The following is a 23,216-nucleotide window of genomic DNA, read 5'->3' on the forward strand; positions in this document are numbered from 1 at the left end:
GTCTTTCGTCTATAGCATAGTACAGAGCTTGTGTACTTCATCAACTTGAAATCTGCTGTTTCGTTACCTATGCTCCTGCTTTGTTTGACTCATTAGATGAAGTAGATTCTGTCTTCTCTGATTGCGTCTCACTCGTTTGTTGCAACTGGTTTAGATGAATATTGTTCACTTGAACAATAAAGTGTTCTAATGCTTGACTTGCCTTTTGTTGCTGTTGGGTTTCATCAGACACATCATAGCAACGATAAGGCGGAGTCACTCCCAATATAAATTTCTCCTGTTCAGCTTCTAACAATTCAACGGCTGTGTTAGCAGCAAGCGAATTCTTCTGAAAAGGAAAAGACGTAACTATACTGGCAACTATAGAAGCAATAGCTGGGCAGAGTACAGGCAGCCACTTGAGCCAAGCTTGTCCTGCTTCTAATTTGTCTACCAGAACTAAAATTGGTGTGACCCCTGATAATATCACTGTCGCAATTTGCAAACTATAGTAAAGGTTCCTTGATACACCCCTAATTCTTTTATAATCGTCAATCAAGTCTTGGCTGTATTGTAAAGCCTTCCCTCTTGTTAAAGTCAGCGTATCTTTATCCCAGGAATTAGGATTAGTCAATAGATAACTATAGAGTTCAGCTTTTTTGGTGAGTTCAGACTGATAAGCGGCCTTGTTATAGTTCTGAAATACTTGTCTATTTATGAGCAACAAAAAAAACAAAAAAGTTAGAGATACCGCTCCAGAAATTACAAACTTTTTATCATCTGAAAGCAAAATAATCAAGAGTCCACAAGAAACAAAAGCTGCAAGTAATAAATACTCAATTACCTTCAAGTTAAACAACTTTTTCTGATCTGATGGGGAGGAGAAATTTTCAATCCTATCAGAAATCTTACTTTGGTTTTTTTGCTCAAGATTAATTAATTCAGAAGTAGTCATTGTCTGTTACTCAATTCGTTATCGGGTGAAATATAGCAATAAAATGAATAGCAACAAGTAGAATTATTTTGAAGGTGTAGAAGTCAGGATAAGTTTGCCAGAGAGCAGCTTCACTATAAATAGCTAGCCTTGTAACTTGTGCTTAGACATCCCTTCTATTAACGCTCTTAGGTCGTTTCTCCCTTCCCAAAACCTTCTAGTATCTGCTATTAGCTCCCATTTTACAATTGACTAGTTAGCTTAGAATGCTTTACAAAAGCCAAAAATGTTTCTTTCTATTGACGTAAAATCATTTAAGTCCAGTAAGTCTAGTCAAGCCTAACCATACATACATTTGATTGATAATACAAGGCTTTGTCATTAGTAATTTTACGGATATAATAAGTATCTTTGACATACGTAACGTGCTTGCCCCAAAAAATATCTGATTTAGACTTTGGAATACTTGAATTGTTTTTTTTGGAATTTCAACCCTATCCGGAGTGTTAAGCTGTCGCGTAGAGATTGGCGACAACTATTTCGAGAGGAAATTATGCAAGAGTCTGTGATTTATCAAGATATCCTTCAAAAAGGAAGACAGCAGGAAGCGCTAGCACTGATAAGATGCGAACAATTGCAGAAATTAACGAGAAAATTAGCCGCCAACGTGCGGTAGTGTTGACAACTGAAGAATTAAAAGCACGAGTTGTAGAAATCGGTGTTACTAAAGCTGCTAAAGAAGTTGATGTAATTACCACTGGCACCTTTGAGCCGATGGAATCAAGTGGTGCAATTATCAATCTGGGACACACTGACCCCCCGATAAAAATTCGCCGCTGCTGGTTAGATGGCGTGCCAGCATACTCTGGTTTTGGGGCAGTGGATTTATATTTGGGTGCGAGTTGTGCTGTGGAGACGATGGACGGGGAAGAAGTCCGAGAACGTGGCGGCGGTCATGTGATCGAAGATTTGATCGCTGGTAAACCTATACACGTAAAAGCGCAAGGACAAGTAACAGATTGTTACCCCAGAGCAACTTTTGAAACTACAGTTACCAGTGAAACGATTAATCAGTTTTATTTATTCAATCCGCGCAATCTTTATCAAAATTTTATTGTTGGTGTAAATGGTGGCGATCGCCCCCTCTTTACCTATCTTGGCCCTTTACAACCGCGTCTGGGGAATGCCGTTTACTCTAACCCCGGTGCTATTTCCCCCTTACTCAACGACCCCGATTTGCAACTTGTTGGTATAGGTACTCGAATTTTTTTAGGCGGCGGTGTTGGCTATGTCGCCTGGGAAGGCACTCAGCACTTCCCCTTACAAAAACGTTTAGCTAATCGTACACCGATTGGCCCTTGCGCCACTTTAGCTTTAATTGGTGATGCCAAGCAAATGGATGCTCATTGGGTGCGGGGGTGTTACTTCAAAAGTTATGGCCCCTCATTGATGTTAGGCGTTGGTGTACCACTGCCTGTATTAAATGAGCAAGTAGTTGAACACTGTGCCGTGCAAGATCAAGACTTAGTAGCCCCAATAGTAGATTTTTCCATTCCCCGGCGCGTCCGTCCCACTTTTGGTTTGGTGAGTTACGCCCAACTCAAATCTGGGCGAATCACCATCGAGGGCAAAGCAATACGCTCTGCCCCCTTAGCGAGTTTGTTTTTTTCTAGGCAAGTCGCCCTAGAGTTGAAAAAGTGGATCGAAGCAGGTACGTTTACCCTCACAGAAGCAGTTTCCCCAATTCCGATGGAGCGATCTTTTTTACCCCAAGACCGTCGGACGGATTTTTGATCCTGGGGACTGGGGAGTAAGAATTTTAGATTTTAGATTTTGGATTAAAGAATTGAAATTTAATTCAAAAGACGCTCTCTACGAGACGCTGCGCGTAGCTTGCTTCCCCGCAGGGGTACGCGGACTGGCTTTAAGCGTAGCTTGCTTCCCCGAAGGGGTACGCGAACAGCGTCTCTAAGAGTTGCCATGCCGTTGGCAAACGCGAACAGCGTGTCGCAGTCTCTCCTAGAGAAGGCTGCGACACGCTGCGCTATCGTCAATCCAAAATCCAAAATTGAATTGCCCAATGCCCTATTCTTGAGTTGGTTTCGGTCGCTTGATGGGCTTAGGAGTGGGCGTTTTTGGTATAGGTTTTGACACCACAGAGGGATCGCCGCCTGCGCCTGTTTTCTTGATAGGACGCGGGGTTTCGCCACTGCGTCTGGGGGGGAATGGTTTTCTACCACTAGCACTACTAGGACCACCAGCACGAGGGCCACCTTTGAATGGTGGTCTGCGTTTTTTGGGCAAGTCAGCGATCGCCTCAGCTTTTTCTACTACCAAAACGTCAGCTTCCCGCTTGGCTTGGAAGTCCCAGAATTTTCCTACTGCTTTGGTAGTTAGCACACCCCTCAATTTCAACTTAAAATACTTGGGTTTGTCAGTTGATTTGCGTGGAGCCTGCCTAATTTTGACTACCAAGCTTTTAGCATCAAAAGACTGGTATACTACTTCACCACGAACAGAAAAACCACCATCGGCAACTTCTGATGAGGGTATCACCGCAGTTGTACTTAGTTCAGAGTTCTCGGATAAGCCATCATCGGTCGTCTGTAACTCTTGCAACTCCAAATCTGACTCGTCCTCATCTGTTGAGTTTTTAGCCAGATTTTCTGGCTCCCAAACTCCAACGATTTGGATGTGCAAGGTATCATTTTCCTGTCTTGTACGTGGATATACTACCCATAAGTGTTCTTTTTCTAAGTCTAGGTGATTCTTAACTAAGCTCATAATCCGGCCTAGGAGGACGGCATTGAGTTCTACACCATCTGTGGTCAGCAGCGCACCTTGAGTAAATTGTTCGCTGCTAGCATGATAGCGACCTCGGACCAAACCGATCGCTCGGTACTGCATCGGTTCGCTGGGAGGCGGAATCGGTTGCTGTCGATTGACGAAGTTCCCATTTGAGTCAGTCTCACTGGGATTGACAGGCGAATTTTCAACTTCTTTAGAGGACTGGGCTGCTATATGAATATTAGCGGCTGCCCCTATGTTAGTTGGGCCCTGGTTAGAGGCAGAAGAATTGGAGGATTCAGGCAACGGCATCAGGTCGGAATTCATAAAAACTCCTTGCGGCGGAGACACATCCCATTGTGGGATTTTACAAAGGCAGCTGGAAAGAGCATTTGTGCGACTGATGAAACTATATTAGCTTTTCACAAAGTCACACTAGGGTACTCTACACAATACTAAAGGCGCTAAATTTAATGTATAAACACTAAATGTGTAATTTAGCGCCTTTACACTAGTTTCGGAAGCATATCATAGCTACAATTTTGACGGCTCCTCCTAAAGTCATCACTTACTTTAGCAGTGTAGATAGTTAATTGTTATAAAATTCACAGGCAATTGGCGGTATTCCGCAAAGTTTTGGAAATTTTTAACTTTACGATTTGTGTAAATGATAATGTCATTAGAGTTCAGGAGAAAGACAAAACTGTGTCTCAACCGCGCAATCGGTGGATAGTTCAAGTCGTCTTGGCGCTGGCAATTCTTGCTTTTGTGGGTGTTTCGGTGATCCCCATAATTGGAGCATTTAATAATACGCCACCCTCAAACCAGAATACCGCTAGCAGCAGAGGCAGTTTGCCCTCCGCTGACCAAAAATCAAAACTGGAAGACGAAGTACGGGGTTATGAACTGGTTTTGCAAAGGGAACCAGAAAATCAGACTGCGCTTAAGGGCTTATTGCAGGCGCGACTACAACTATTGAGTCAAAAAGAAAAAAGTGAGGTTAAACCAGCTGATATCCAAGTCGTGATTGAACCCTTAGAAAAGCTAGCGAAGCTGAATCCCGAACAGTCAGAATATTCAGTGCTACTGGCTCAAGCCAAACAGCAAATTGGCGATCGCGAAGGAGCTGCTCAAGCTTATCGTTCTATTTTGTCCACAAAACCAGGCGATTTGAAGGCTTTGCAAGGAATGGTGGCTCTGTTGATCAGTCAGCAACGTCCCGAAGCAGCCATTGGTTTGTTGCAAGAAACCCTCTCTAACGCAGCTCAAGCAAATACAATTCAGCCTGGAAGTGTAGATACAGTAGCCGTGCAGGTGCTGTTAGGTTCTGTTCACGCTTCCCAGAAACGCTACGCTCAAGCTAGCTCTGCATATGACCAGGCAATTAAGAAAGATCCCAAGGATTTTCGCCCCGTTGTGGCAAAAGCGATGCTCCTGAAACAACAGGGCAAAGACGCAGATGCAAAATCTTTGTTTGATAGTGCCGCAGCTTTAGCACCTGCTCAATACAAAGACGAAATTAACAAGGCAGCAACGGTTTCCCCCATTCCTAATCCTGCTGCATCTAAAGCGCCTTCATTGGAAAGTACGCCCAAGTAATGGGGAGTGGGTAATTCAATTTTGGATTTTGGATTTTAGATTTTGGATTGAATTTCAATTCTTTAATCCAAAATCTAAAATTTAAAATTCTTACTCCCCTCAAGCTCCCTCAATGGCAGCAACGACACCAAAGACCAAAAACAGGCATCCGCCAATAAAGGTGAGTTGACGCTCAGAAATGCGTCCGGCAATCATTTTGCCGCCGATAACAGCGATCGCAGCACAAATGGCATGTCCTAAAATTGCACCTATTGTAACTCCAATTGGATTATTACCTGCTGCTAGGGCAATGGTGGCAATTTGCGTGCGATCGCCCCACTCTGCCATAAATGTCAACACAAAGGCTTCTATTATAATTCCCAAGGAAGTCTTTTGCTTTGGTAGCTGCAAATCTGCTTTTTTCACCGCAGCTTCGGCCTCTTGTACAACTTCTGTATCACAAGCAGCAGCGGACATCTTACTAGCGTCGTACAACAGCTTGATACCAAAGGCAATAAATAAAGCTATTTCGGCGTAATGAATATAATTTTTTGGCAACAAAGATACCGCTTGTCCAAATAGCACCGAAAGGATTGTCATCGCGGCTAAAGCAGATGTCACACCTATAAATACCAGTCGCCGCGAGTGGTGCATTGCCAAAATCACAGCAATAAAAAATGTTTTATCGCCTAGTTCTGAAACTGTTATTAGTAATAAACTTGCGGTAAAAGCTGTTAACACTCTCTCAAGCTCCTGAAGAATCGTTTACCGATGTGAAGCTTGATGAGAACCAAAAGACCTCACCAAGTTTACACTTTTCGGTGTGAACTTAGTGAAGGTCTCGCTTTCAAATATTGATTACTTGCCATCTGAACCAGGCTCATCGCCAGTATGTTGATTCAGATGTACTGGCTTTTATTTTTTTGCCAGCAGCTACTCCCCTTCTACGCGAATATCATTATACCTCTTTCTCCAGCTAAAAGTCAAGAGTCGGGAATGGAGAGAGTGAAGCGGCACTTTTCAAAACAGACATCGCACTCACCTTACAACTGCGTAATCTATTGGCTATTTAGGGTAAAGCTACCAATAAAGCCAGAGGTGACATAATAATCACCTCAACCATTACTTACCTGCACATAATGCCAATTCATTCAAAAAAGTAGATCGATAAATTGATAAATCATGCACAATGGTAACGCAAAATTCTGTTTCATCATGCAAGTTTAACCAACTTTGCGCTTAATTCCCACATGCGATCGCCTTTTTCATCATCACGCGCTTGCGGAGAAACCTTTTGAACAAAGGACTTACCATCTTCCTTCTGGCGATTTCCCCAACTCCAATAAGCACCAGATTGATTGTACTCAGGATCGGCAACCACCGCAGCAACCCGTTCTCCCGCCAACTCCTGAGACACGTATCCCCCAGTGATGTACTTCTGGAATAATGGGAAGATTTTCTGAAACAGGGGATAGTGGTTTCTAAATAGCGGCGTTTCTGCAACACATCCCGGATAGAGAGAATTGAAGACGATACCGGTTGACTCGTGATAGCGCTGGTGCAGTTCCCGCATAGTCAGCACGTTGCAAACCTTGCTATCCTTGTAAGCTTTGACTGGTTCAAATTTCTTGCCGTCAATCATCGAAATTGGCTCTTTAAATCCTTCTGCGAAGCCCTGCAAATCGCCCAAGTCTGGACGTGGTGGAATCTTCCCACCCAGTTCATCTGGATTATGGGTGACAGTTCCCAAAATGACGAGCCTTGGCTCTGAAGATGACTTCTTCAGATCCTCTAGCATCAGGTTGCACAATAGGAAATGTCCAAGGTGATTTGTAGCAACGCTTAACTCATATCCTTCTGGACTGCGTAACGGCTCCTTTATTAAGGGCATATAAATTGCGGCGTTGCACACCAAAGCGTCTAGGGACTTTCCACTAGCTCGGAAGTTATTTACAAATTGTCGAACGCTTTTCAAGGAGCCAAGGTCAATATGTATGCTGGTATAACTGTTGTAGGGGATTTCCACAGCTTGGGCAGCTTTTTGTGCCTTCGCTAAATCCCGACAGGCCAGTATTACATACCATCCCCTTTCAGCAAGAGCTTTTGCAGCATACAAACCCACCCCCGAAGAAGCACCCGTAATTACAACTGTTGACTTCTGATGTTGTTCCATTATGTTCAGCGTCCATTGACTGTCTCTAGGATCTCACACCAGTGAGCCATCATTGCCACCAGCTTTTTCAAGGCTGTAGGCTCAATAAGCCTACTCCAAGTAATAAGGACTCTTGACTATCTACTCTCGTTTTGAGAGAATTTCATAATAATTGATTTTTTATTGAAGATATATGAAAAAACAGCTAGAGACAAATACATCGTATCTTAGGGATTAAGAAAAGCATTTTTCAACCCCCAAGACCCAATAACTAATACTTCCGCTCTTTTGGCTCAAACATAGTAATTGCCACGGGTCGATATTGAATGTCAATTCCCGCTGGTGAATAGTAAGCCATTGTGTGTTTCAGAAAGTTGGTATCATCTCGCTGGGAATAATCTTCGCGGAAATGAGCGCCACGACTTTCCTGGCGATTCAGAGCTGATGCCAAAATAGTCTGTCCCACTACCATCAAACTTCGCAATTCTAAGGCTTCTACGAGTTCGGTATTCCAGCAACTACCTTTGTCATCTAAATAAATTTGAGGATATTGCTGTTGTATTTCTTCTAATTTCTGCAAACCTTCACGCATTAATGCCTCAGTGCGAAAAACACCACAGTAATCAGTCATACAATCCTGGAAGGCTTGACGGACTTGGTTAATCCGGTACTGCCCTGGTTGTTCTAACAAAGCTTGGATTTGTTGCTGGGCTTCCGTTACATAGCATTGCTCATCTACAGAGGGCAACTTTCGTTTTTGCACAAATTGCGCGATCGCAGCCCCAGTCCGCTTCCCATAAACCACGCATTCCAGTAGTGAATTACTCCCCAAGCGATTAGCACCATGCACGGAAACACAAGATGTTTCGCCAGCGGCAAAGAAAGCATCAACTAAACCATCGCCACTACTGCGGACTTGCCCATCAGTATTAACTGGGATACCACCCATACAATAGTGAATTGTCGGGCGGACTGGCATTGGTTGAGTTACCGCATCAACGCCTACTAGGCGATGGGCTTCTTCCCAACAGAAGGGAACGCGACTCATAATTTTTTCTTTACCCATATGGCGTAGATCCAGATAGACAAAGGAACCACCAGCACTACCACTGAGATGAATACCACGACCAGCGCGAATTTCGTAAGCGATCGCCCGTGAGGTAATATCACGAGGAGCCAGTTCCATGCGACTGGGTGCGTAGTTCGCCATAAAGCGATCGCCTTCGGAGTTGATCAGATACGCCCCTTCTCCCCGTACCGCTTCCGAAATCAGCACTCCTACCGGATATAAACCAGTGGGGTGAAATTGGACAAATTCCATATCTTCGAGGGGCAAACCTGCGATCGCAGTCATTGCCAAACCATCACCCGAAGAAGCGTAATCATTAGAGGTGGTATTATAAACGCGACCATAGCCCCCTGTGGCAAACATCACCGCCTTGGCTCGCACCACCTCAATATGTCCATCCAAAAGATTGAACATTACCACACCTTTCGCCTCATTTTCTGACAAAATCAGACGCATCACATACCATTCTTCATAAACTTGCACGCCATAACGCCGCAAATTGTTAACCAATTCGTGCAAAATCGCGTGACCGGTCTTATCAGCGGCGTAGCAAGTGCGGTTGTGAGTATGTCCGCCAAAAGCGCGTTGAGCAATGCGTCCATCGGGTAAGCGAGAGAACAAAACGCCCATGTGTTCCAAGTCAATTACCACATCTGGCGCTTCTTGGGCGAGAATTGCCACAGCATCTTGGTCTGCCAAGTAATCAGAACCCTTGACAGTATCAAAAGCATGTGCTTGCCAACTATCTTCGGAATCAACATTTTTCAGCGATGCAGCCATACCACCCTGAGCCGCGACTGAGTGGGAACGAATTGGGTGGGTTTTGGCAACCACAGCAATATTTAAACTGGGGTCAATACGGGCAATTTCTACAGCAGCACGACATCCTGCTAATCCACCCCCGACAATAATCACATCGTGTTCCAGCATAATTAGCCCCCTGATTGCAAACCACTGCTGTTCTATTGTAGAGAGGTGATTAATCAGGCAGTTAGAGGAATTGCGATCGCCTCTCTACAAAAAAATTCCCTGCCTATAGACAGGGATGTTATTACAAATTTTGAAATTAGGAGTGAAAAGTTAAAAATGAAGAGATGGAGTCACTCATAACTCTTAACTCCTAACTCCTAACTCTTTAGCTAGTTGCTTGTACAGGTTGTTGCTGAGACACATTGCCTGGTATGGGTTCCATTTTGGTTCCCGGTCCTACAGGACTGACTTCAATATGATTTAACAAGGTAGTGACAAAGGCAAACAACAAGAAAGGTAGCGATAGCAGAACGACAAGGCCAGCTGTTGCTAAAGCGTACACAGGCCGCTTGGCACCCATAAGCGCCAAGGCTGATGCCAAACTTAAGGTAATTGTAATCAACCAAACAATTATTTGACCGTAGATATCACCGAAAGTCAGGGTACAGACAAACCGATATTTTTCAGTATTATTTCCGCTCATCACATTTGCCTCAAGTCTCTCCTAATAGGTTCTACGTTAGAACTATGTTTGCCTTCTAGACAATTTCTAAATATTTTTGCAAGCTTCGTAATATAACTTCACAATCAACTTTTTTTGTTACAAAGCGCAATTTCTAGTACAGCATGACGGAAATACACCAACCATACGCTACGGGAAGCCCTTGTTTTATAGTCGCTACTTGGAATTTTCCTTTTCTCTTGTACTACGGAGTTAGCACAAAAACTAAGAAAGCTAGGTGTTGATATAAGCTAAGTTTTTTGTTAACAGTTTTCGCAATCCTAATGACGTTTTTAACAAATAGACTCTTTGCCTAAAGCAAAAATAATTTTTGTCATCTGCCAAATTCCAGATATTTAAGATATGGTATTTAATTTTTTTTAATAGTAGATATTAACTAGATAAATCCAGTAAAGTCAGAATGGAAAAACCAATTTTTTGATGTTAAATTTTGAGTATTGCCCGAATTTGTTGACTTCAATCAACAAAACCCTTTATTTTTCGTGGCAATATTGTTTTAGGAGTGAATGTGAATACTATTTTTCTTCGTAAAAATGTTTTTTGGTTGCCAAGTATAGCTGCTCTTGCAGTCTTGAGTAGCGGCTTATCTGTAAGTGCCCAGACAGTAGACAAGGTAAGCAGTCAGCCATTAACCGACCCTTCCGCAACCGTTGCGTCTCCCAACGAGTTTAGTACAGAACTAGACACTGAAAGCCAAAATCTCTCTACACAAACAACTGAAAAATTTACAGCAAAAAATTTAACTAAGGTACAGCAGTTACCCAACCCTGCGATACTGGAAAACGCCAGTGTAACACCTCAACCTATTCCAGGCACAGTGGCAACCTCATCTGCGACCCTCACTTCTGAGTTTGTACAACCGACTTCTCAAACTACTTCTCAACCATCTGCTCCCAGAGTAGCTCAATCGGATATTGATTTAGGTAGAACTACCCGTGGTGGCAGCAGCTATATTGGCGTCGCTGCTAACATTGGTTTAAGTGGTGGTGGAGACTCGTCTTTGGGCGACGGTAACTTCGCGGTAGTCAGCAAAATCGGACTGACAAATTCTATATCGGTGCGACCCTCAGCCGTATTTGGGGACAATACTACTATTCTACTTCCGATCACCTACGATTTTTCCTTCAAGTCAGCAGATGCTTTTAGCGAACCGTTAGCTATTGCACCTTATGTCGGAGTGGGTGGAGCTTACAAAACTGGTGATGATTCGCAATTTGCCTTTTTGGTATCTGGTGGCATTGATGTGCCTTTAACTGCTCAATTCACAGCAACGGCTGCTGTGAATGCCGGATTTTTCGATAAAACTGATGTGGGCTTGTTGTTAGGAGTTGGTTACAACTTCACTGGCTTTTAAGAGTTAGGAGTTAGGAGTTAGAAGTTAAGAGTTAGTAATATTTCACTGATAACTATTAACTCATAACTCCTAACTTTCTACTTGGGGGTAACTTTGTCAATTACCTTGATTTTACCATCATCTCCTACTGTCCAAACATCGTATACCCCGACAACATCGCCGTTAGCATCAACATCGACGTTACCACTGGCTCCTTGATAGTTAATCTTCTTACCATCTTTAAGTAACTTCAGTCCCTCGCAGACATCAGTAACTTCTGTGCCAGGCCCATCAGCGACTTCACGGATTTTGCTGGCTATACCAACACCTGTATTTTCCTTAGCAGCTTGCGCTGCCAACGTCAATAAGGCAGCCGCATCCCAAGCTTGAGGAGCGTATTCCCCTGGTGCACCACCCTTTTTATCCTTCCACAGCTTGTTGAAAGTTAAGAGTGCTTTACCATCGGAACCAGGTACTGTACCGATCGCTCCAGTTAATATATACTTGCCGTTACTGTCTTTGCCAACTTGTTCTGGGAAAGTCGGTGATTTCACACCATCTGTAAGCAAAATCTGCACACCCTTCGCCACACCTTGTTGATAGGCGGCCTTCAGAAACAGACTGCCAGTTTCAGCGTATAGTACAGCCAAGACTGCATCTGGCTTACCAGCAAAAGCAGCCGCCGCTTCTGTATCAAATGTCTGGGCTTTCGGATCGTAGCGGACAGGCTTGTCTTTATTAACTATGGTTCCACCCAATTTTTCAAAAGTTTGCACAAATGCTTTTTCAAACCCGACACCATAGTCGTTATTAATCACGACTGTAGAAATTCGCTTGAAACCTTTTTTATTGGCAAGTTGGGCTAAAGCTAGTGCTTGGTAGGTATCGGGGGGAGCTGTACGCGCCCAAAAGCCTTTAAAGTCGCCTTTTTGGGCCTTTTCGGTAAAAACGGGACTGGTACTACCAGGGGAAACCAGCATGACTTTATTGGGTGTGGCAATGGAGACTGCTGCACTAGAAACGCTACTGGCAAAGGAACCAACGACACCTGCCACCTTATCTAAAGTTGCGAGTTTGGTCATACCGGCAGCACCAGCTTTCGGGTCGGTTTGGTCGTCTACTTGCACCAAGTTTACTGGTTCACCATTCACCCCACCGCAAGCATTGACCGTATCGACTAGTAAAGGGACAGAACCTAGCATCTGCTGTCCGACAGAAGCCAAGTCGCCTGTTGTCGGTAGTAGGGAACCAATTTTTAGCCCTTTAGCACTGCTTGTAGTTGTTGAGTTTGCCGCTGGGGTAGCGGTACTTCCATTGCTAGCTGTGCCGCTGGGGGTACTGCTATCACCACAAGCGCCTACTAAAAACCCAGTTGCTATGGTAGCTATACTGAAGGTTAAGGCGGCGTTAATTTTTCTCATTAGTCACTTTCACTCCTCAGATATTTAGGAGCCTAAAAGTAAGATTCAAACTAGATTTGTAACTTAGCAGGATCTTATCAAGACTCCAAAGGATAAATCATATCATCCATCTTTGGGAGTACAAGTATTTACCCCTACATCAGTATTTATTTTTGTAAACAGAATATACTCTGTGTCTCAAAGGCTGAAAAACGGAGAGGGAGGGATTCGAACCCTCGGTACGGAGTTGCCTGCCGTACAACAGATTAGCAATCTGCCGCTTTCGACCACTCAGCCACCTCTCCTGACTCACGAATATTAATCTTAGCAGATTTGTTGGGGATAGTCAATAGTCATCTGTCATTGGTCATTAGTCATTAGTTATTTATAAAACAATTAAGGACTAAGGACTAGGGACAAATGACTACTTGCTCAAAGGACTTGCGATCGCATCCAAGCCACGGGTAAAGTGCGTAACTTTTTCCACTGGGGAACGTAAGCCCGCCGACTAAACACATCGTAATCGTTGCGTTCAATCACCTCTAAAATTTGACCGTACAGCATTGATGCTGCCCACACGGGCCAACGGGCATCCGGTGCTAAATAAGTAATTCCCCGGTCTGATGTGGTATAGAATTGGCGGGCCCGCTCAATTTGAAACCGCATCAGTGCCCGCCAACGCTCATCTACCACACCTTTGAAGAAGTCTTGCTCGGTGTAGTTGAATTTTGCCAAATCCTCAAGGGGAATGTAGATCCGCCCCCGTTTGGCATCTTCTCCCACATCCCGCAGGATGTTGGTGAGTTGATTGGCAATTCCCAGAGCGATCGCTTCTTCTGTGGGAATATATGGTTGTTTGTTCTGGCGCCACGGAGCTGTGTATATGGTGCTATCCACACCCATAACTGCTGTTGACATTAAGCCAACAGTGCCAGCAACGCGGTAACAGTAGAGGTATAACTCCTCAAAGGTTTCATAACGACTGCGATATAAGTCCATGCGCTGACCGGCAATCATATCCCGAAAGGGCTGAATGTCCATCGGAAAGCGCTGGAGGGTATCAACTAAAGCTACATCGTAATTTTCTAATGGGCGGCCCGCAAAAATCGATTCCAGCTGCTGTTCCCATAGGTCTAGGGTTTCTGGCGTGGTAATAGCAGATGCGGGCCCATCCACCAACTCATCTGTACGGCGACACCAAGCGTAAATTGACCAAATAGATTGACGTTTTACCGGACTCATGAGCAAAGTACCCAGATAAAAAGTCTTGGCATACTTTGCTGTGAGATGCCGGCAAAGTTTGTATGACTCGTCTACAGAGACCAGCGTTTTCATGCGCGGGGGGGAATCAGGCAGTTGCAGCATTCGTTGCGGGCGGTCGGGTGAGCGTTTGCAGGTTTGAGGAATTTGCTACCGGAAGAGCCTCAGAAATTGCCTGCGCTGTCAGCTTACCAGAAAGTACGGCACCTTCCATACTGCCTAAGTAGCGTTGCATGGTATAACTTCCGGCGAGATAGAAGTTGGCAATGGGCGTAACTTGTGCGGGACGGTACTGTTGACGACCAGGAGTCGCTTTGTAAACTGAACGCGGCGTTTTCACCACATGAGATTTCAACAACGTTGCTGGATTGTCTCCTCCAAAGTGGTCGGGGAAGAGTTTTTCTAACTCGGCAATCGTTGCAGCCACAATCTCCTCATCGGATTTGGCAATCCAATCTTTTGCCGGAGCTAGAACTAATTCCAGCATCGAGCGATTGGGGTTGGCGTATTCACGGCAGGTATTGCTCATATCAGCATAAACGCTTAGGAGGGGCGATCGCGAAAATAGCAAGTGATCAATTTCTGTAAGTTTCCGGTCAAACCACAGATGCAGGTTAATCACTGGTACCCCTTCCAAGCCTTCTAGCTTCTTGAAAAACTCCATTTGCTTCCAAGGCTTAGGCAAGATGACTTTCATTGGGTCAACCGAGATAGCAGATACATACACATCAGCCGTGAAAACTTTATCTTTTGCCCCATTTAACCCCCGAATCAAGTATGCTTTCACTGTGCCATCGGCATTGAGCAAAATCTCTTTCAAGGGGACATTCAACCGCACTTCCCCACCACGTTGTGTGATGTAATCTACGATCGGGCTGCATAGACGTTCTGTGGGAGAACCATCCAAAAATGCAATCTTGGAGCCATATCGTTCTTGCAGAAAGCGATTCAGTGCAGTTAATAGGATCGTTGCAGAAACTTCATCAGGATTGATAAAGGTGAGCGCTTTACATGCGGCGATAAAAACGTCACTAGTTACCCGCTCGTCAACACCTTGCCTTTTCAACCACTCTAAGAAGCTGTACTTATCCATGTCTTCAACATACTTCTGACCCCGCACCACTGCTGGAAGTAGACCAATTGCAAATCGAATCTTCTGCTCCCAAGTCAACATGTCTTTGTTGCGAAGAATCGACGCAATTACGTTGAAAGGAGATGGAATATCTGGAACATCAAAACGTGATAATGTCCCAGGCATCTCCGGTTGATTGAAAATCAGCGTATGCTCTTTCCACTGGAGTCTGTCTTCAATGCCCAACTCCTTGAGCAATTGAAGCATATTGGGGTATGCCCCAAAGAAGGCGTGTAACCCGGTTTCGTACCAGTCGCCGTCAGAATCTTTCCACGCCGCAACTAGACCACCCAGTACGTCCCGGCTTTCCAAGACAATGGGAGTGTGACCTGCGTCCGTGAGATATTTCGCGCAGGAAAGTCCTGCTAGACCAGCACCCGCGATCGCTACTCGCATTTAACCTTAATGCCCTTAAATATTTCTTAATGGTTTTGTCGTTCTCATTATACGTTGCAATCCGTTACATTTGGCAGTTATTGTGTGATCGCTTCCCCAAAAAACTTCTGTAAAAGGGAATTTTACCTGACATGCACCTATCAGAATAAATTGCCAATATCATTGTTGGCAATGGGTTTGCGACGTGCATTTCATCTAGATTTACACCACCGGATATCAATAAACAAAAGTCATTCCTTTGACTGAGAATAAGTAGTTACAAACTCTTGTCTTAAAGTAGTTGATTTCTTTGGTAATCCGTGTATTTGCTCTGAGGAAATGTCTAGGGCATTGGTAAAGACTGCTAGTTGATTTTCAGGTTACTTCCGGTCGGAAAACACTTAATTTATGTAAATATAAAGACTACATGTATTTTAAATTAAGTATTTTTGCTGTTATGGAAACCGAAGAGAAAACTCATTCTCACACAAGTTACTAAATACATTTCAGTAGAGAAGCTGCTCGGAAGTTGTGCTGCATCCCATAGTCAGTTCGGGCAAATTCTATTTGTAATATTAAACGGTCTTTATGAATAGGAGTAATTCCTTTGTGAAAACAAAGCGGATTTTCCACAAATCCAAAACCAGTTTTGCCACAAATCTTTACTAAAGATTCAGAACCATAATAATCGGTGATATCTTGATCTGTCTCTCGTTTACGTAGCCAAAGATGTGATAACTTTTTCTTATTGTGACTACCACGAACAGAGACATGAGGGCCGCTTTGGTCATCTACATCAGTCAAATAAAAGAAAAATTTCGGAAAAGGATAATCGTCTATATCGTAGTGAAACAATTGAGCAGATTGACTTTTTTGACGATATGTTGTTTCCCCTGAAAAACTCTACCACATCAGATTTCCTTGATGTACTGCTTGAGCATCTAAATATTTAGTAACTATTGCCAATAACTTTGGTTCATTTTGAAGTTTTTTGATCGCAGGGCAAAGCAAAGACGTATTAAAATAGCTACCGATGATAAAATGTTTTCTAGACTTGATTTGTGCTTGTTGCTTTTGATGATAAAAGAAACCCATATTTGTTTTTCGCTTGCCCTAACAAACTGTTGAATGGGAAAATTCGACTATTTCTTTAACAATATCTTGTGGGAAATTAATTCCTAAATATAACCCTTCGGTTTTCAGGGTGTTAACAATGTCATCTATATTCACATCTGGAAAACAACAATTGCTCTAATTGAGAACTGATGAATATAATTTAGTTGAGCGTCTTAAGAAAAATATCATCATAGCTCGCCCAGTTCTAAATCGAGCAATTTACGCATTAAAAGCCATCTAGGATTTTTAGTCAATCCTTTGTAATTTTCATAACAAATCTCATAAATTTTTGAAAAAATTCTATCTACATAGTTATTGAATAAACTTATATAGATAAGTCTCCTGAGATTCAAATAGCAGGATGCTTTCACGGACTGACTCCAAAGGAGTATCGCCAAAATGCTTTTGCAAAAAAACTAATCCCTAGTTGCGTAAGTAATACCATGTAATATATATCTTAATTGTTAAAAATAAATAACAATATTTACTGTGAATATATTTACTGTTTTTTTAGAAGTGAGTATTTTTTAAAGAGTTACTGAGAGGTTAAAGGGTATTAAGCATAGAACATTGTTCAAGAAGTGGGACAAACAGAAAATTCTTTCCCTCTAGACTTTTGCCCCCTGCCTCTTAAAAGTCCCCACTCCCCATAAGGGTGTAAAATCAGGGTTTATGTCTTCTAGATTGAACATCCCAGTTGTTTGCTACACAACTATCAGGTAAAGGATTATGCCAGTATCGCAGGGGCTAAAGCGCTTTGGACATCATCTGATTCTAGGTATTTCCAGCACTACATTAAGTGATGATGATAAACGTGCACTCAATGAATTGAGACCGATTGGGGTGATATTTTTTGCTAAGAACTTTTTGGATGGCACCCCCTATGAGGTTTGGTTGGAAAGCTTCAAGGATTTGAATAGCCAGATACGAGAATATACTGAACGTGAATCCATGTTCATCACCCTCGATCATGAAGGAGGTCGTGTAATTCGTACACCACTGCCAATTACCCGCTTTCCTCATGCCTTGTTGGCGCGATCGCACGCACTTGAGGTAGCTAAAGCCACAGCAGTAGAACTCAAATCACTGGGAATAAATTTATCCTGGGCACCTGTAGCAGATATTTTTTCCCATCCCCATAACCCTGTCATTGGGCCTCGTGCCTTTGGTAACACTAGCGAAACTGCTGCTCAAGGTGCCCGTGACTACTACCTTGGACTTCGAGATTCAGGAATTTTGGGATGCGCCAAGCACTTCCCCGGACATGGAGACACCAGCAAGGACTCTCACATCGAGCTACCAATACTTAATTTAACTTTAGAAGACCTGCGATTTCGAGAACTTATACCCTTCAAAACACTAATCGAAGTACAGATTCCTTTGATTATGACTGCCCATATCTTATTTCCCAAGATAGATTCTGATGTGCCAGCAACGCTTTCCCAGGCTATCCTCAAAACCATACTTAGAGAGGAACTTGGCTTTGATGGAGTAGTTGTATCTGACGACTTAGATATGAAAGCTATCTCAGATATGTTTACTAAAGCTGGTACTGTGGCGCGGTCATTTCATGCAGGCTGCGACCTGTTTATTGTCTCGCGCAATATCAATTCATCATCTATTGAAAGAACCTATCAGATTGCTGAAGATTTCGTCGATTCTCTCACCAAGGGTAGCTTAGACGAATCAGTAGTGGAAGCAGCCAAAGAAAGAATCGATAAACTACTGGCAGTAACACCGCAATATCCTATACATGCTCTGGATAAAAGTATACTGCTGGAACATGCTCAACTAGCGATCGCTAGTTCCTATTCATAATGGGTGGTATGATTCCAGCACGTATGCCACGTTCGGTGACAGCGGCATATCGGGATGGCAGGACTCGAACCTGCGACTCCATACTCCCAAAGCATGGCTTCTCGCCGCTGAATTACATCCCGTTGGTACTCCTGGGGGGAGTCGAACCCACAACAAACAGATTTTAAGTCTGCCACCTCTTCCAATTGGGCTACAGGAGCAAGTTTTGGTACTCTTGGTGGGAATCGAATTCACAACATACCGTTTTTGAAACGGCAGCCTCTTCCAGTTGGGCTACAAGAGCAAAGTTTGGCAGCCCCACCAGGACTCGAACCTGGAATCTTCGCCTTCAAAGGGCGTTATGTTGCCAATTACACCACAGGGCTTTATTGCCAGGGCAGGGTTTGAACCTGCAATCTCATCGTTCAGAGCGATGCGACTTACCAATTCGTCCACCCGGCAATGAATAGCTGCCTCAGTAGGACTCGAACCTACAACCGCACGGTTAACAGCCGCTTGCTCTACCATTGAGCTATGAGGCAATGAAGCCCCCCAGGTCGGAATCGAACCGACGACCTCCTGTTTTTCATACAGGCGCTAACTACCAACTGAGCTACCGGGGGATAGGAGAAATGTAACGAGAACGGAGGGAATCGAACCCTCAAATCTTCAGTTTCGTAGACTGAGATGTTATCCAGTTACACCACACTCTCAAAACGGAGAGGACAGGATTTGAACCTGTGACGGGTTAACTACCCGCTTCCTTTTAGCAGGAGGACGCTTTCAGCCACTCAGCCACCTCTCCATAGTGGGTCGAGCAGGATTTGAACCTAGCGTGCAAAAAAGAACAGTTTTACAGACTGTCGCCTTCAGCCAGACTCGGCCACCGACCCATAATCATTCCCTCGACGAGAATTGAACTCGCATCTGTGCTTTGAAAGAACACTGACTTAACCATTCGTCCACGAGGGCATAATTGACCGAATTTTCTTAAATTTTAGATTTTGGATTAAATTTTTTAATCTAAAAGACGCTCTTTAGGAGACACGCAAGGGACGCAAACTCGCTCTAAGCGTAGCTTGCTTCCCCGGAGGGGTACGCGAACAGCGTCTAGTAGAGAAGCCATGCCGTTCGCGTAGCGTCTCTGTTAGGAGAGGGCTTTACGCTACGCTATCAGCAATCCAAAATCCAAAATTGTGTGACCCAGGGACTAGGATTTGAACCCAGAACATCGGATTTGGAGTCACGAGGTGTTACCGTTACACCATCCCTGCATTTGGTGGCAGCGGCGGGATTCCCGCATATACCAGGGTATGAACCTGGGGCTTTGCTGGTTAAGCTACGCTGCGATCGCACCAAAGGTCAGAGCGGGAATTGAACCCGCGCTAATCGGTTTTGCAGACCAACGCCTTACCAACTTGGCTACCTGACCATTTGGGAGTCCCGACGAGATTTGCACTCGCAATTTTCAGCTTGAGATGCTGACGGCTTAAACTATTCGCCTACGGGACTACAATCAGGGTGACGGGATTTGAACCCGCAACATTTCCGCAGACAACGGAACGCTCTAGCCAGTTGAGCTACACCCCGATTTTTTGGAATCTATGCTTAAAATTTTAGGTTTTTAGGCACAGATTTTTGGTGAACTTGCCCATTTCTTATTCAGTTTTCAAGGTTCAGAAAATTTACTTTTTACTGTTAAGAAAACAACCAACACTCTAGGTAGCAAGCCTCTTGTGTATTACGGATGTATTCTGTGGTTTTGCTGAGTGCAAACTTAAAACTTTTTTGGTTGATTGCCTCTACTTCGGATGATTTGCAAGTAGGAGTGGCTTTCTTGACTGGGAACTCTGGCTTATTCCAGCACCTCTGTTTCAGTTGTATGTAGAACATGACTTTGATCCTTGAGAAGCTTTGTCTTTCGCTTTACTACATTTATACTACATAATACTACAAGAGGTGTCAAGGGATTTCAGAAAAATTTTTTGAAATTGTTTAAAAAAGCTTCTGCACTTAGATTTGAACTTGCTAAACCCTCTGAAAAGTCAAACTACAGTTTATGATTGGGTGAGTCTTTAAAAGCCTGACGTGACAGAGAACTACCTCAAGCGACAAAAGATAATTAGTCTTGTCGCGATCGCCTCTACGATTACAGCTTGTAGTATTGCCCCAGGCATCTCCCCACAATTGGGGTTGAACAAGCCTTTAAGCAAAATCCATACTGCACAAGTTCAAGATCATCCAGCAAAGGGCCAAATTAATGCCCAACTATCGCCATCAGCCAAAGTAGAAAACCCTACCTTTACAGTCCCAGCTAAATTTCAGGGAAAAACAGTTTATCAGGTGCATCCCAGGAACAAGGAGAAGGTTATTGCTCTAAGCATTGATGATGGGCCCTGGCCAAAGACAACCCTAGAAATGCTGGATATTCTGAAGCAAAATGATGTTAAGGCGACATTCTTTTGGGTAGGACAAGCCTTGCAAGCAAATCCCGACCTAGCCAAGCGCGAGGTAGCCGAAGGATACGCCATTGGTAACCATACTTGGCATCATTGGTATCGGCGAATGGATGAAGCCACAGCCAAGAGTGAAATTGATCGCACAACTGACCTGATATACAAAACTACAGGAGTGAAAACGGCTCTGTTTCGTCCTCCTGGAGGCTTTTTAAATAACGGACTAGCCGCTTACGCCAAAAGCCAGAAAGACGCTGTAATTATGTGGTCGCTAACTTCAGCTGATACTGACCCTCACGCCAAACCGCAAGCATTTGTAAATAACGTCTTGAAAGGCGCGAAACCAGGTTCTATTGTTTTAATGCATGATGGTGGTGGCGATCGCCAAAGAACTGTACAAGCATTGCCACAAATCATCAGCGGACTCAAAGAGCAAGGCTACCGATTTGTGACAATTCCTGAACTTCTAGAGATGGGACAATAAAGGGTGAGAAATTCTACTCACCCTACTGTTTCGTTTATTCGCTCATCACAGAAGCACTGTTCTCTTGCGCTTCCTGCCAAAGTTTGTGCAAAAAGAACTCAGCGCGATCGCTCATAGTGGTGACAAACACACCTACAGCATCCTTAGAACTATCTGATAGCCAAGAACCTCGCAGGGTGACTTCCATATATTCGGCATCGCAGGTACAGAGGGCAATGATTCCTCTGTCATCTCTTTTTACCTCAGCCCTGAGTACTTCTTCTCCTGGCAAATCAACAGGAAGCAAAAAGGAAGCGGTACTGGGTTCAATGCATAAACCTTGCCCAACTCGCAGGGCTAAAATCACTCGCTGCGCTACCCATTCTTCTAGCGACAGAGTGAGACATTCCAAATCAAAACTGCTTTCAGTGTAAGTTAATTTCAGCATTCCTTATGCTCTCCTGTTATTCCAGGTTTGCTTGCATATCTATCCAAAACTGTTCAGCAAAAGAAATCGCGGGGTGCATTGGTGCTTTTGGTTTGGTACGCAGTTGCATACCAGCCTCAAACAGAGTGCGATCGCCTTTACGGGAGTTACATCTTTCACAAGCTGTGACTACGTTATCCCAAGTGTGAGAACCGCCTTTAGAACGCGGCATCACATGATCTAGCGTTAGATGTTTGCCGCTGCCGCAATATTGGCAACTGTGATGGTCTCGTCGCAACACTTCCCGCCGATTCACTGGCGGAACTTTCCACATCCGCTCATTGGAAGTGATTGTCAAGCGAATGTGTTTTGGCACATCAATTACCAAAGTGGGTGAGTGAACTCGCCATCCGCCTTCTGTGGTAAAACCAGCGGTTGAGCTTTGTTGGTTACTAACAGCACAATCGCCCGCTTGATATTCACCCGACACAGTGGCAAGTAATTTTGAGAAAACACCACCACAGATTGCTCTAACACTTGCATTGCGTTCGCGCCGCGCATGGAAGATATCGTCACAGCTTAACTCCTTATAAAAAAACCCCCGCTTCAAGTTTTCGGTGAAGCGGGGGTTAGAATTGACCGGAAAATTTTCTGGTTTCATATCGGTACAGTATTTATTTGCCTGTACACCCCGCTTTGTTGATCTAGTTCTGGTTTTGCAATCAGCGCACTAATGCTGAGATGTCTAAAATCATAATTACCCTCTGTGATTTGCCCATAATTCCGGCTACCATCGCCCATAAATAAATACTCCACTCCCATAGCAGCTGATTCCCAACCGGCTCGGAAATTGGTAGCGTACAAAGAAGTGGAGATGGGGTAAATGGATTTCACAGAAAATTTCACCTATTGAACATTCCTTTAAACATACTACACTTGTATTACTATCCTGTCTATACCTCTAAGGAGAAAAAGTGATGCATACGATCGCTCGCACCCCAACTACCGATATGGAAGTTACCAGCATCCGCCTAGAGCGGGAACTCAAAGATAAGCTCAAAGAAATAGCTGGAAATCAGGGATATCAAGCTCTGATTCGAGATATCCTTTGGAATTATGTCCAGCAAAAATCAGGTGAGTGGAAGCCCCGATTTTCGCGAACCGACATTCGAGCTAGCATAGCTGCCACAGCTCAGCAAGAAGAACGCTGTGTGCTGACAGGTCAACTAATTCAACCCCAACAACCAATGTTGTTAGGATTGACGAGGAATGGCGATATGGTTCCTCTGAGTGTTGAGAGTTTGGCTGGATAGTTTTATATTCAGCCGAATACAGCCCAGTTATTTTTACTTAAGTAATTGGGCTGCATTCAAAATTTAAGTTTCCGTAGGTTAGAATCTCAGTCTACAGCGATGATCACAGATGTCAGGGAAGCACTTTGCGTCTAAATTCCACTTGGCTCTATA

Annotated in this window: 21 protein-coding genes, 17 tRNA genes and 1 pseudogene; 6 read left to right on the forward strand and 33 right to left on the reverse strand. The window is 43.9% G+C overall.

Features of this window, described 5'->3' with window-relative positions:
• Positions 1–67: 67 nt before the first annotated feature.
• Positions 68–934, reverse strand: a complete 867-nt coding sequence (locus tag V7K85_RS02685) for a DUF4231 domain-containing protein (protein WP_334811127.1) — start codon at positions 932–934, stop codon at positions 68–70.
• A gap of 603 nt (positions 935–1,537) precedes the next feature.
• On the opposite strand from V7K85_RS02685, the gene V7K85_RS02690 reads away from it, so the two are divergent.
• Positions 1,538–2,707 carry a homocysteine biosynthesis protein gene (locus V7K85_RS02690; protein WP_334811128.1) on the forward strand — a complete coding sequence of 390 codons (1,170 nt, stop codon included), beginning with the start codon at positions 1,538–1,540 and terminating at the stop codon, positions 2,705–2,707.
• Between the two features lie 59 nt (positions 2,708–2,766).
• On the opposite strand, the gene V7K85_RS02695 is transcribed toward V7K85_RS02690, so the two are convergent.
• The gene (locus tag V7K85_RS02695) at positions 2,767–2,994 is read right to left on the reverse strand and encodes a hypothetical protein (protein WP_334811129.1); all 228 of its coding nucleotides are present in this window, start codon (positions 2,992–2,994) and stop codon (positions 2,767–2,769) included.
• 4 nt (positions 2,995–2,998) lie between these two features.
• Positions 2,999–4,027 carry a hypothetical protein gene (locus V7K85_RS02700; protein WP_334811130.1) on the reverse strand — a complete coding sequence of 343 codons (1,029 nt, stop codon included), beginning with the start codon at positions 4,025–4,027 and terminating at the stop codon, positions 2,999–3,001.
• A gap of 378 nt (positions 4,028–4,405) precedes the next feature.
• Between V7K85_RS02700 and V7K85_RS02705 the strand changes: the two genes are divergently transcribed.
• The gene (locus V7K85_RS02705; protein ID WP_334811131.1) at positions 4,406–5,299 is read left to right on the forward strand and encodes a tetratricopeptide repeat protein; all 894 of its coding nucleotides are present in this window, start codon (positions 4,406–4,408) and stop codon (positions 5,297–5,299) included.
• A 99-nt stretch (positions 5,300–5,398) separates the two neighbouring features.
• Here V7K85_RS02705 and V7K85_RS02710 read toward each other — a convergent pair whose 3' ends face one another.
• From V7K85_RS02710 to V7K85_RS02725, 4 genes are all read right to left on the reverse strand, one after another.
• Positions 5,399–6,019: a TMEM165/GDT1 family protein gene (locus tag V7K85_RS02710; RefSeq protein ID WP_334811132.1), complete on the reverse strand. Its 621-nt coding sequence runs from the start codon at positions 6,017–6,019 to the stop codon at positions 5,399–5,401.
• Between the two features lie 472 nt (positions 6,020–6,491).
• The gene (locus V7K85_RS02715) at positions 6,492–7,451 is read right to left on the reverse strand and encodes a protochlorophyllide reductase (RefSeq protein WP_334811133.1); all 960 of its coding nucleotides are present in this window, start codon (positions 7,449–7,451) and stop codon (positions 6,492–6,494) included.
• Positions 7,452–7,701: 250 nt separating this feature from the next.
• Positions 7,702–9,429: a succinate dehydrogenase/fumarate reductase flavoprotein subunit gene (locus V7K85_RS02720; RefSeq protein ID WP_334811134.1), complete on the reverse strand. Its 1,728-nt coding sequence runs from the start codon at positions 9,427–9,429 to the stop codon at positions 7,702–7,704.
• Between the two features lie 205 nt (positions 9,430–9,634).
• Entirely contained in the window at positions 9,635–9,952 is a 318-nt protein-coding gene (locus V7K85_RS02725) for a hypothetical protein (RefSeq protein ID WP_334811135.1), read from the reverse strand.
• A 547-nt stretch (positions 9,953–10,499) separates the two neighbouring features.
• Here V7K85_RS02725 and V7K85_RS02730 point away from each other — a divergent pair.
• Positions 10,500–11,345, forward strand: coding sequence for a hypothetical protein (locus V7K85_RS02730; protein WP_334811136.1), 846 nt, complete (start codon positions 10,500–10,502; stop codon positions 11,343–11,345).
• A 77-nt stretch (positions 11,346–11,422) separates the two neighbouring features.
• On the opposite strand, the gene V7K85_RS02735 is transcribed toward V7K85_RS02730, so the two are convergent.
• From V7K85_RS02735 to V7K85_RS02760, 6 genes are all read right to left on the reverse strand, one after another.
• Positions 11,423–12,745: an ABC transporter substrate-binding protein gene (locus tag V7K85_RS02735; RefSeq protein WP_334811137.1), complete on the reverse strand. Its 1,323-nt coding sequence runs from the start codon at positions 12,743–12,745 to the stop codon at positions 11,423–11,425.
• Positions 12,746–12,937: 192 nt separating this feature from the next.
• Positions 12,938–13,029: transfer RNA gene (locus V7K85_RS02740), tRNA-Ser, on the reverse strand.
• 127 nt (positions 13,030–13,156) lie between these two features.
• Positions 13,157–14,089 carry a 15-cis-phytoene synthase CrtB gene (crtB, locus tag V7K85_RS02745; protein WP_334811138.1) on the reverse strand — a complete coding sequence of 311 codons (933 nt, stop codon included), beginning with the start codon at positions 14,087–14,089 and terminating at the stop codon, positions 13,157–13,159.
• On the reverse strand, positions 14,073–15,512 hold the full coding sequence (gene pds, locus V7K85_RS02750) for a 15-cis-phytoene desaturase (RefSeq protein WP_334811139.1): 1,440 nt from the start codon (positions 15,510–15,512) through the stop codon (positions 14,073–14,075). The genes crtB and pds overlap by 17 nt, the downstream gene beginning before the upstream one ends.
• A 474-nt stretch (positions 15,513–15,986) precedes the next feature.
• Entirely contained in the window at positions 15,987–16,295 is a 309-nt protein-coding gene (locus V7K85_RS02755) for a hypothetical protein (RefSeq protein WP_334811140.1), read from the reverse strand.
• Between the two features lie 99 nt (positions 16,296–16,394).
• Positions 16,395–16,586 (reverse strand): hypothetical protein, encoded by a 192-nt coding sequence (locus V7K85_RS02760; protein WP_334811141.1) that lies wholly within the window; start codon positions 16,584–16,586, stop codon positions 16,395–16,397.
• A 750-nt stretch (positions 16,587–17,336) separates the two neighbouring features.
• Between V7K85_RS02760 and nagZ the strand changes: the two genes are divergently transcribed.
• The gene (gene nagZ / locus V7K85_RS02765; RefSeq protein WP_334811142.1) at positions 17,337–18,425 is read left to right on the forward strand and encodes a beta-N-acetylhexosaminidase; all 1,089 of its coding nucleotides are present in this window, start codon (positions 17,337–17,339) and stop codon (positions 18,423–18,425) included.
• Between the two features lie 49 nt (positions 18,426–18,474).
• On the opposite strand, the gene V7K85_RS02770 is transcribed toward nagZ, so the two are convergent.
• The 17 genes from V7K85_RS02770 to V7K85_RS02850 all read right to left on the reverse strand — a co-directional run bounded on the left by V7K85_RS02770 (position 18,475) and on the right by V7K85_RS02850 (position 20,297).
• A tRNA-Pro gene (locus tag V7K85_RS02770) sits at positions 18,475–18,547 on the reverse strand.
• A 1-nt stretch (position 18,548) separates the two neighbouring features.
• Positions 18,549–18,625 (reverse strand) — tRNA-Leu (locus V7K85_RS02775).
• A gap of 6 nt (positions 18,626–18,631) precedes the next feature.
• A tRNA-Leu gene (locus tag V7K85_RS02780) sits at positions 18,632–18,708 on the reverse strand.
• A 6-nt stretch (positions 18,709–18,714) separates the two neighbouring features.
• Positions 18,715–18,790, reverse strand: a tRNA-Gln gene (locus V7K85_RS02785).
• 3 nt (positions 18,791–18,793) lie between these two features.
• Positions 18,794–18,866: transfer RNA gene (locus tag V7K85_RS02790), tRNA-Gln, on the reverse strand.
• Between the two features lie 8 nt (positions 18,867–18,874).
• A tRNA-Asn gene (locus V7K85_RS02795) sits at positions 18,875–18,946 on the reverse strand.
• Between the two features lie 6 nt (positions 18,947–18,952).
• Positions 18,953–19,027 (reverse strand) — tRNA-Phe (locus V7K85_RS02800).
• Positions 19,028–19,042: 15 nt separating this feature from the next.
• Positions 19,043–19,117, reverse strand: a tRNA-Arg gene (locus V7K85_RS02805).
• Between the two features lie 4 nt (positions 19,118–19,121).
• Positions 19,122–19,209 (reverse strand) — tRNA-Ser (locus V7K85_RS02810).
• Between the two features lie 4 nt (positions 19,210–19,213).
• A tRNA-Tyr gene (locus V7K85_RS02815) sits at positions 19,214–19,297 on the reverse strand.
• 7 nt (positions 19,298–19,304) lie between these two features.
• A tRNA-Glu gene (locus V7K85_RS02820) sits at positions 19,305–19,375 on the reverse strand.
• Positions 19,376–19,606: 231 nt separating this feature from the next.
• Positions 19,607–19,678 (reverse strand) — tRNA-Trp (locus V7K85_RS02825).
• A 3-nt stretch (positions 19,679–19,681) separates the two neighbouring features.
• A tRNA-Ile gene (locus tag V7K85_RS02830) sits at positions 19,682–19,753 on the reverse strand.
• A 10-nt stretch (positions 19,754–19,763) separates the two neighbouring features.
• Positions 19,764–19,836, reverse strand: a tRNA-Cys gene (locus tag V7K85_RS02835).
• 3 nt (positions 19,837–19,839) lie between these two features.
• Positions 19,840–19,916: transfer RNA gene (locus V7K85_RS02840), tRNA-Glu, on the reverse strand.
• 4 nt (positions 19,917–19,920) lie between these two features.
• Positions 19,921–19,994 (reverse strand) — tRNA-Asp (locus tag V7K85_RS02845).
• A gap of 108 nt (positions 19,995–20,102) precedes the next feature.
• A complete protein-coding gene (locus tag V7K85_RS02850; protein WP_334811143.1) occupies positions 20,103–20,297 on the reverse strand; it encodes a hypothetical protein in 195 nt (64 codons plus the stop codon).
• A gap of 195 nt (positions 20,298–20,492) precedes the next feature.
• Between V7K85_RS02850 and V7K85_RS02855 the strand changes: the two genes are divergently transcribed.
• Positions 20,493–21,344 carry a polysaccharide deacetylase family protein gene (locus tag V7K85_RS02855; protein WP_334811144.1) on the forward strand — a complete coding sequence of 284 codons (852 nt, stop codon included), beginning with the start codon at positions 20,493–20,495 and terminating at the stop codon, positions 21,342–21,344.
• Between the two features lie 34 nt (positions 21,345–21,378).
• Here V7K85_RS02855 and V7K85_RS02860 read toward each other — a convergent pair whose 3' ends face one another.
• The 3 genes and pseudogenes from V7K85_RS02860 to V7K85_RS02870 form a co-directional block, all read right to left on the reverse strand.
• Positions 21,379–21,771: an alr0857 family protein gene (locus V7K85_RS02860; protein ID WP_334811145.1), complete on the reverse strand. Its 393-nt coding sequence runs from the start codon at positions 21,769–21,771 to the stop codon at positions 21,379–21,381.
• A gap of 16 nt (positions 21,772–21,787) precedes the next feature.
• Positions 21,788–22,293, reverse strand: a pseudogene (locus V7K85_RS02865) (HNH endonuclease).
• A 114-nt stretch (positions 22,294–22,407) separates the two neighbouring features.
• A complete protein-coding gene (locus V7K85_RS02870; RefSeq protein ID WP_334811146.1) occupies positions 22,408–22,656 on the reverse strand; it encodes a hypothetical protein in 249 nt (82 codons plus the stop codon).
• Positions 22,657–22,727: 71 nt separating this feature from the next.
• Between V7K85_RS02870 and V7K85_RS02875 the strand changes: the two genes are divergently transcribed.
• Positions 22,728–23,063 carry a hypothetical protein gene (locus tag V7K85_RS02875; protein ID WP_273765967.1) on the forward strand — a complete coding sequence of 112 codons (336 nt, stop codon included), beginning with the start codon at positions 22,728–22,730 and terminating at the stop codon, positions 23,061–23,063.
• The last annotated feature ends 153 nt before the right edge of the window (positions 23,064–23,216 follow it).

The sequence above is a fragment of the Nostoc sp. genome (genome assembly GCF_036917615.1).
Lineage (GTDB): Bacteria > Cyanobacteriota > Cyanobacteriia > Cyanobacteriales > Nostocaceae > Nostoc.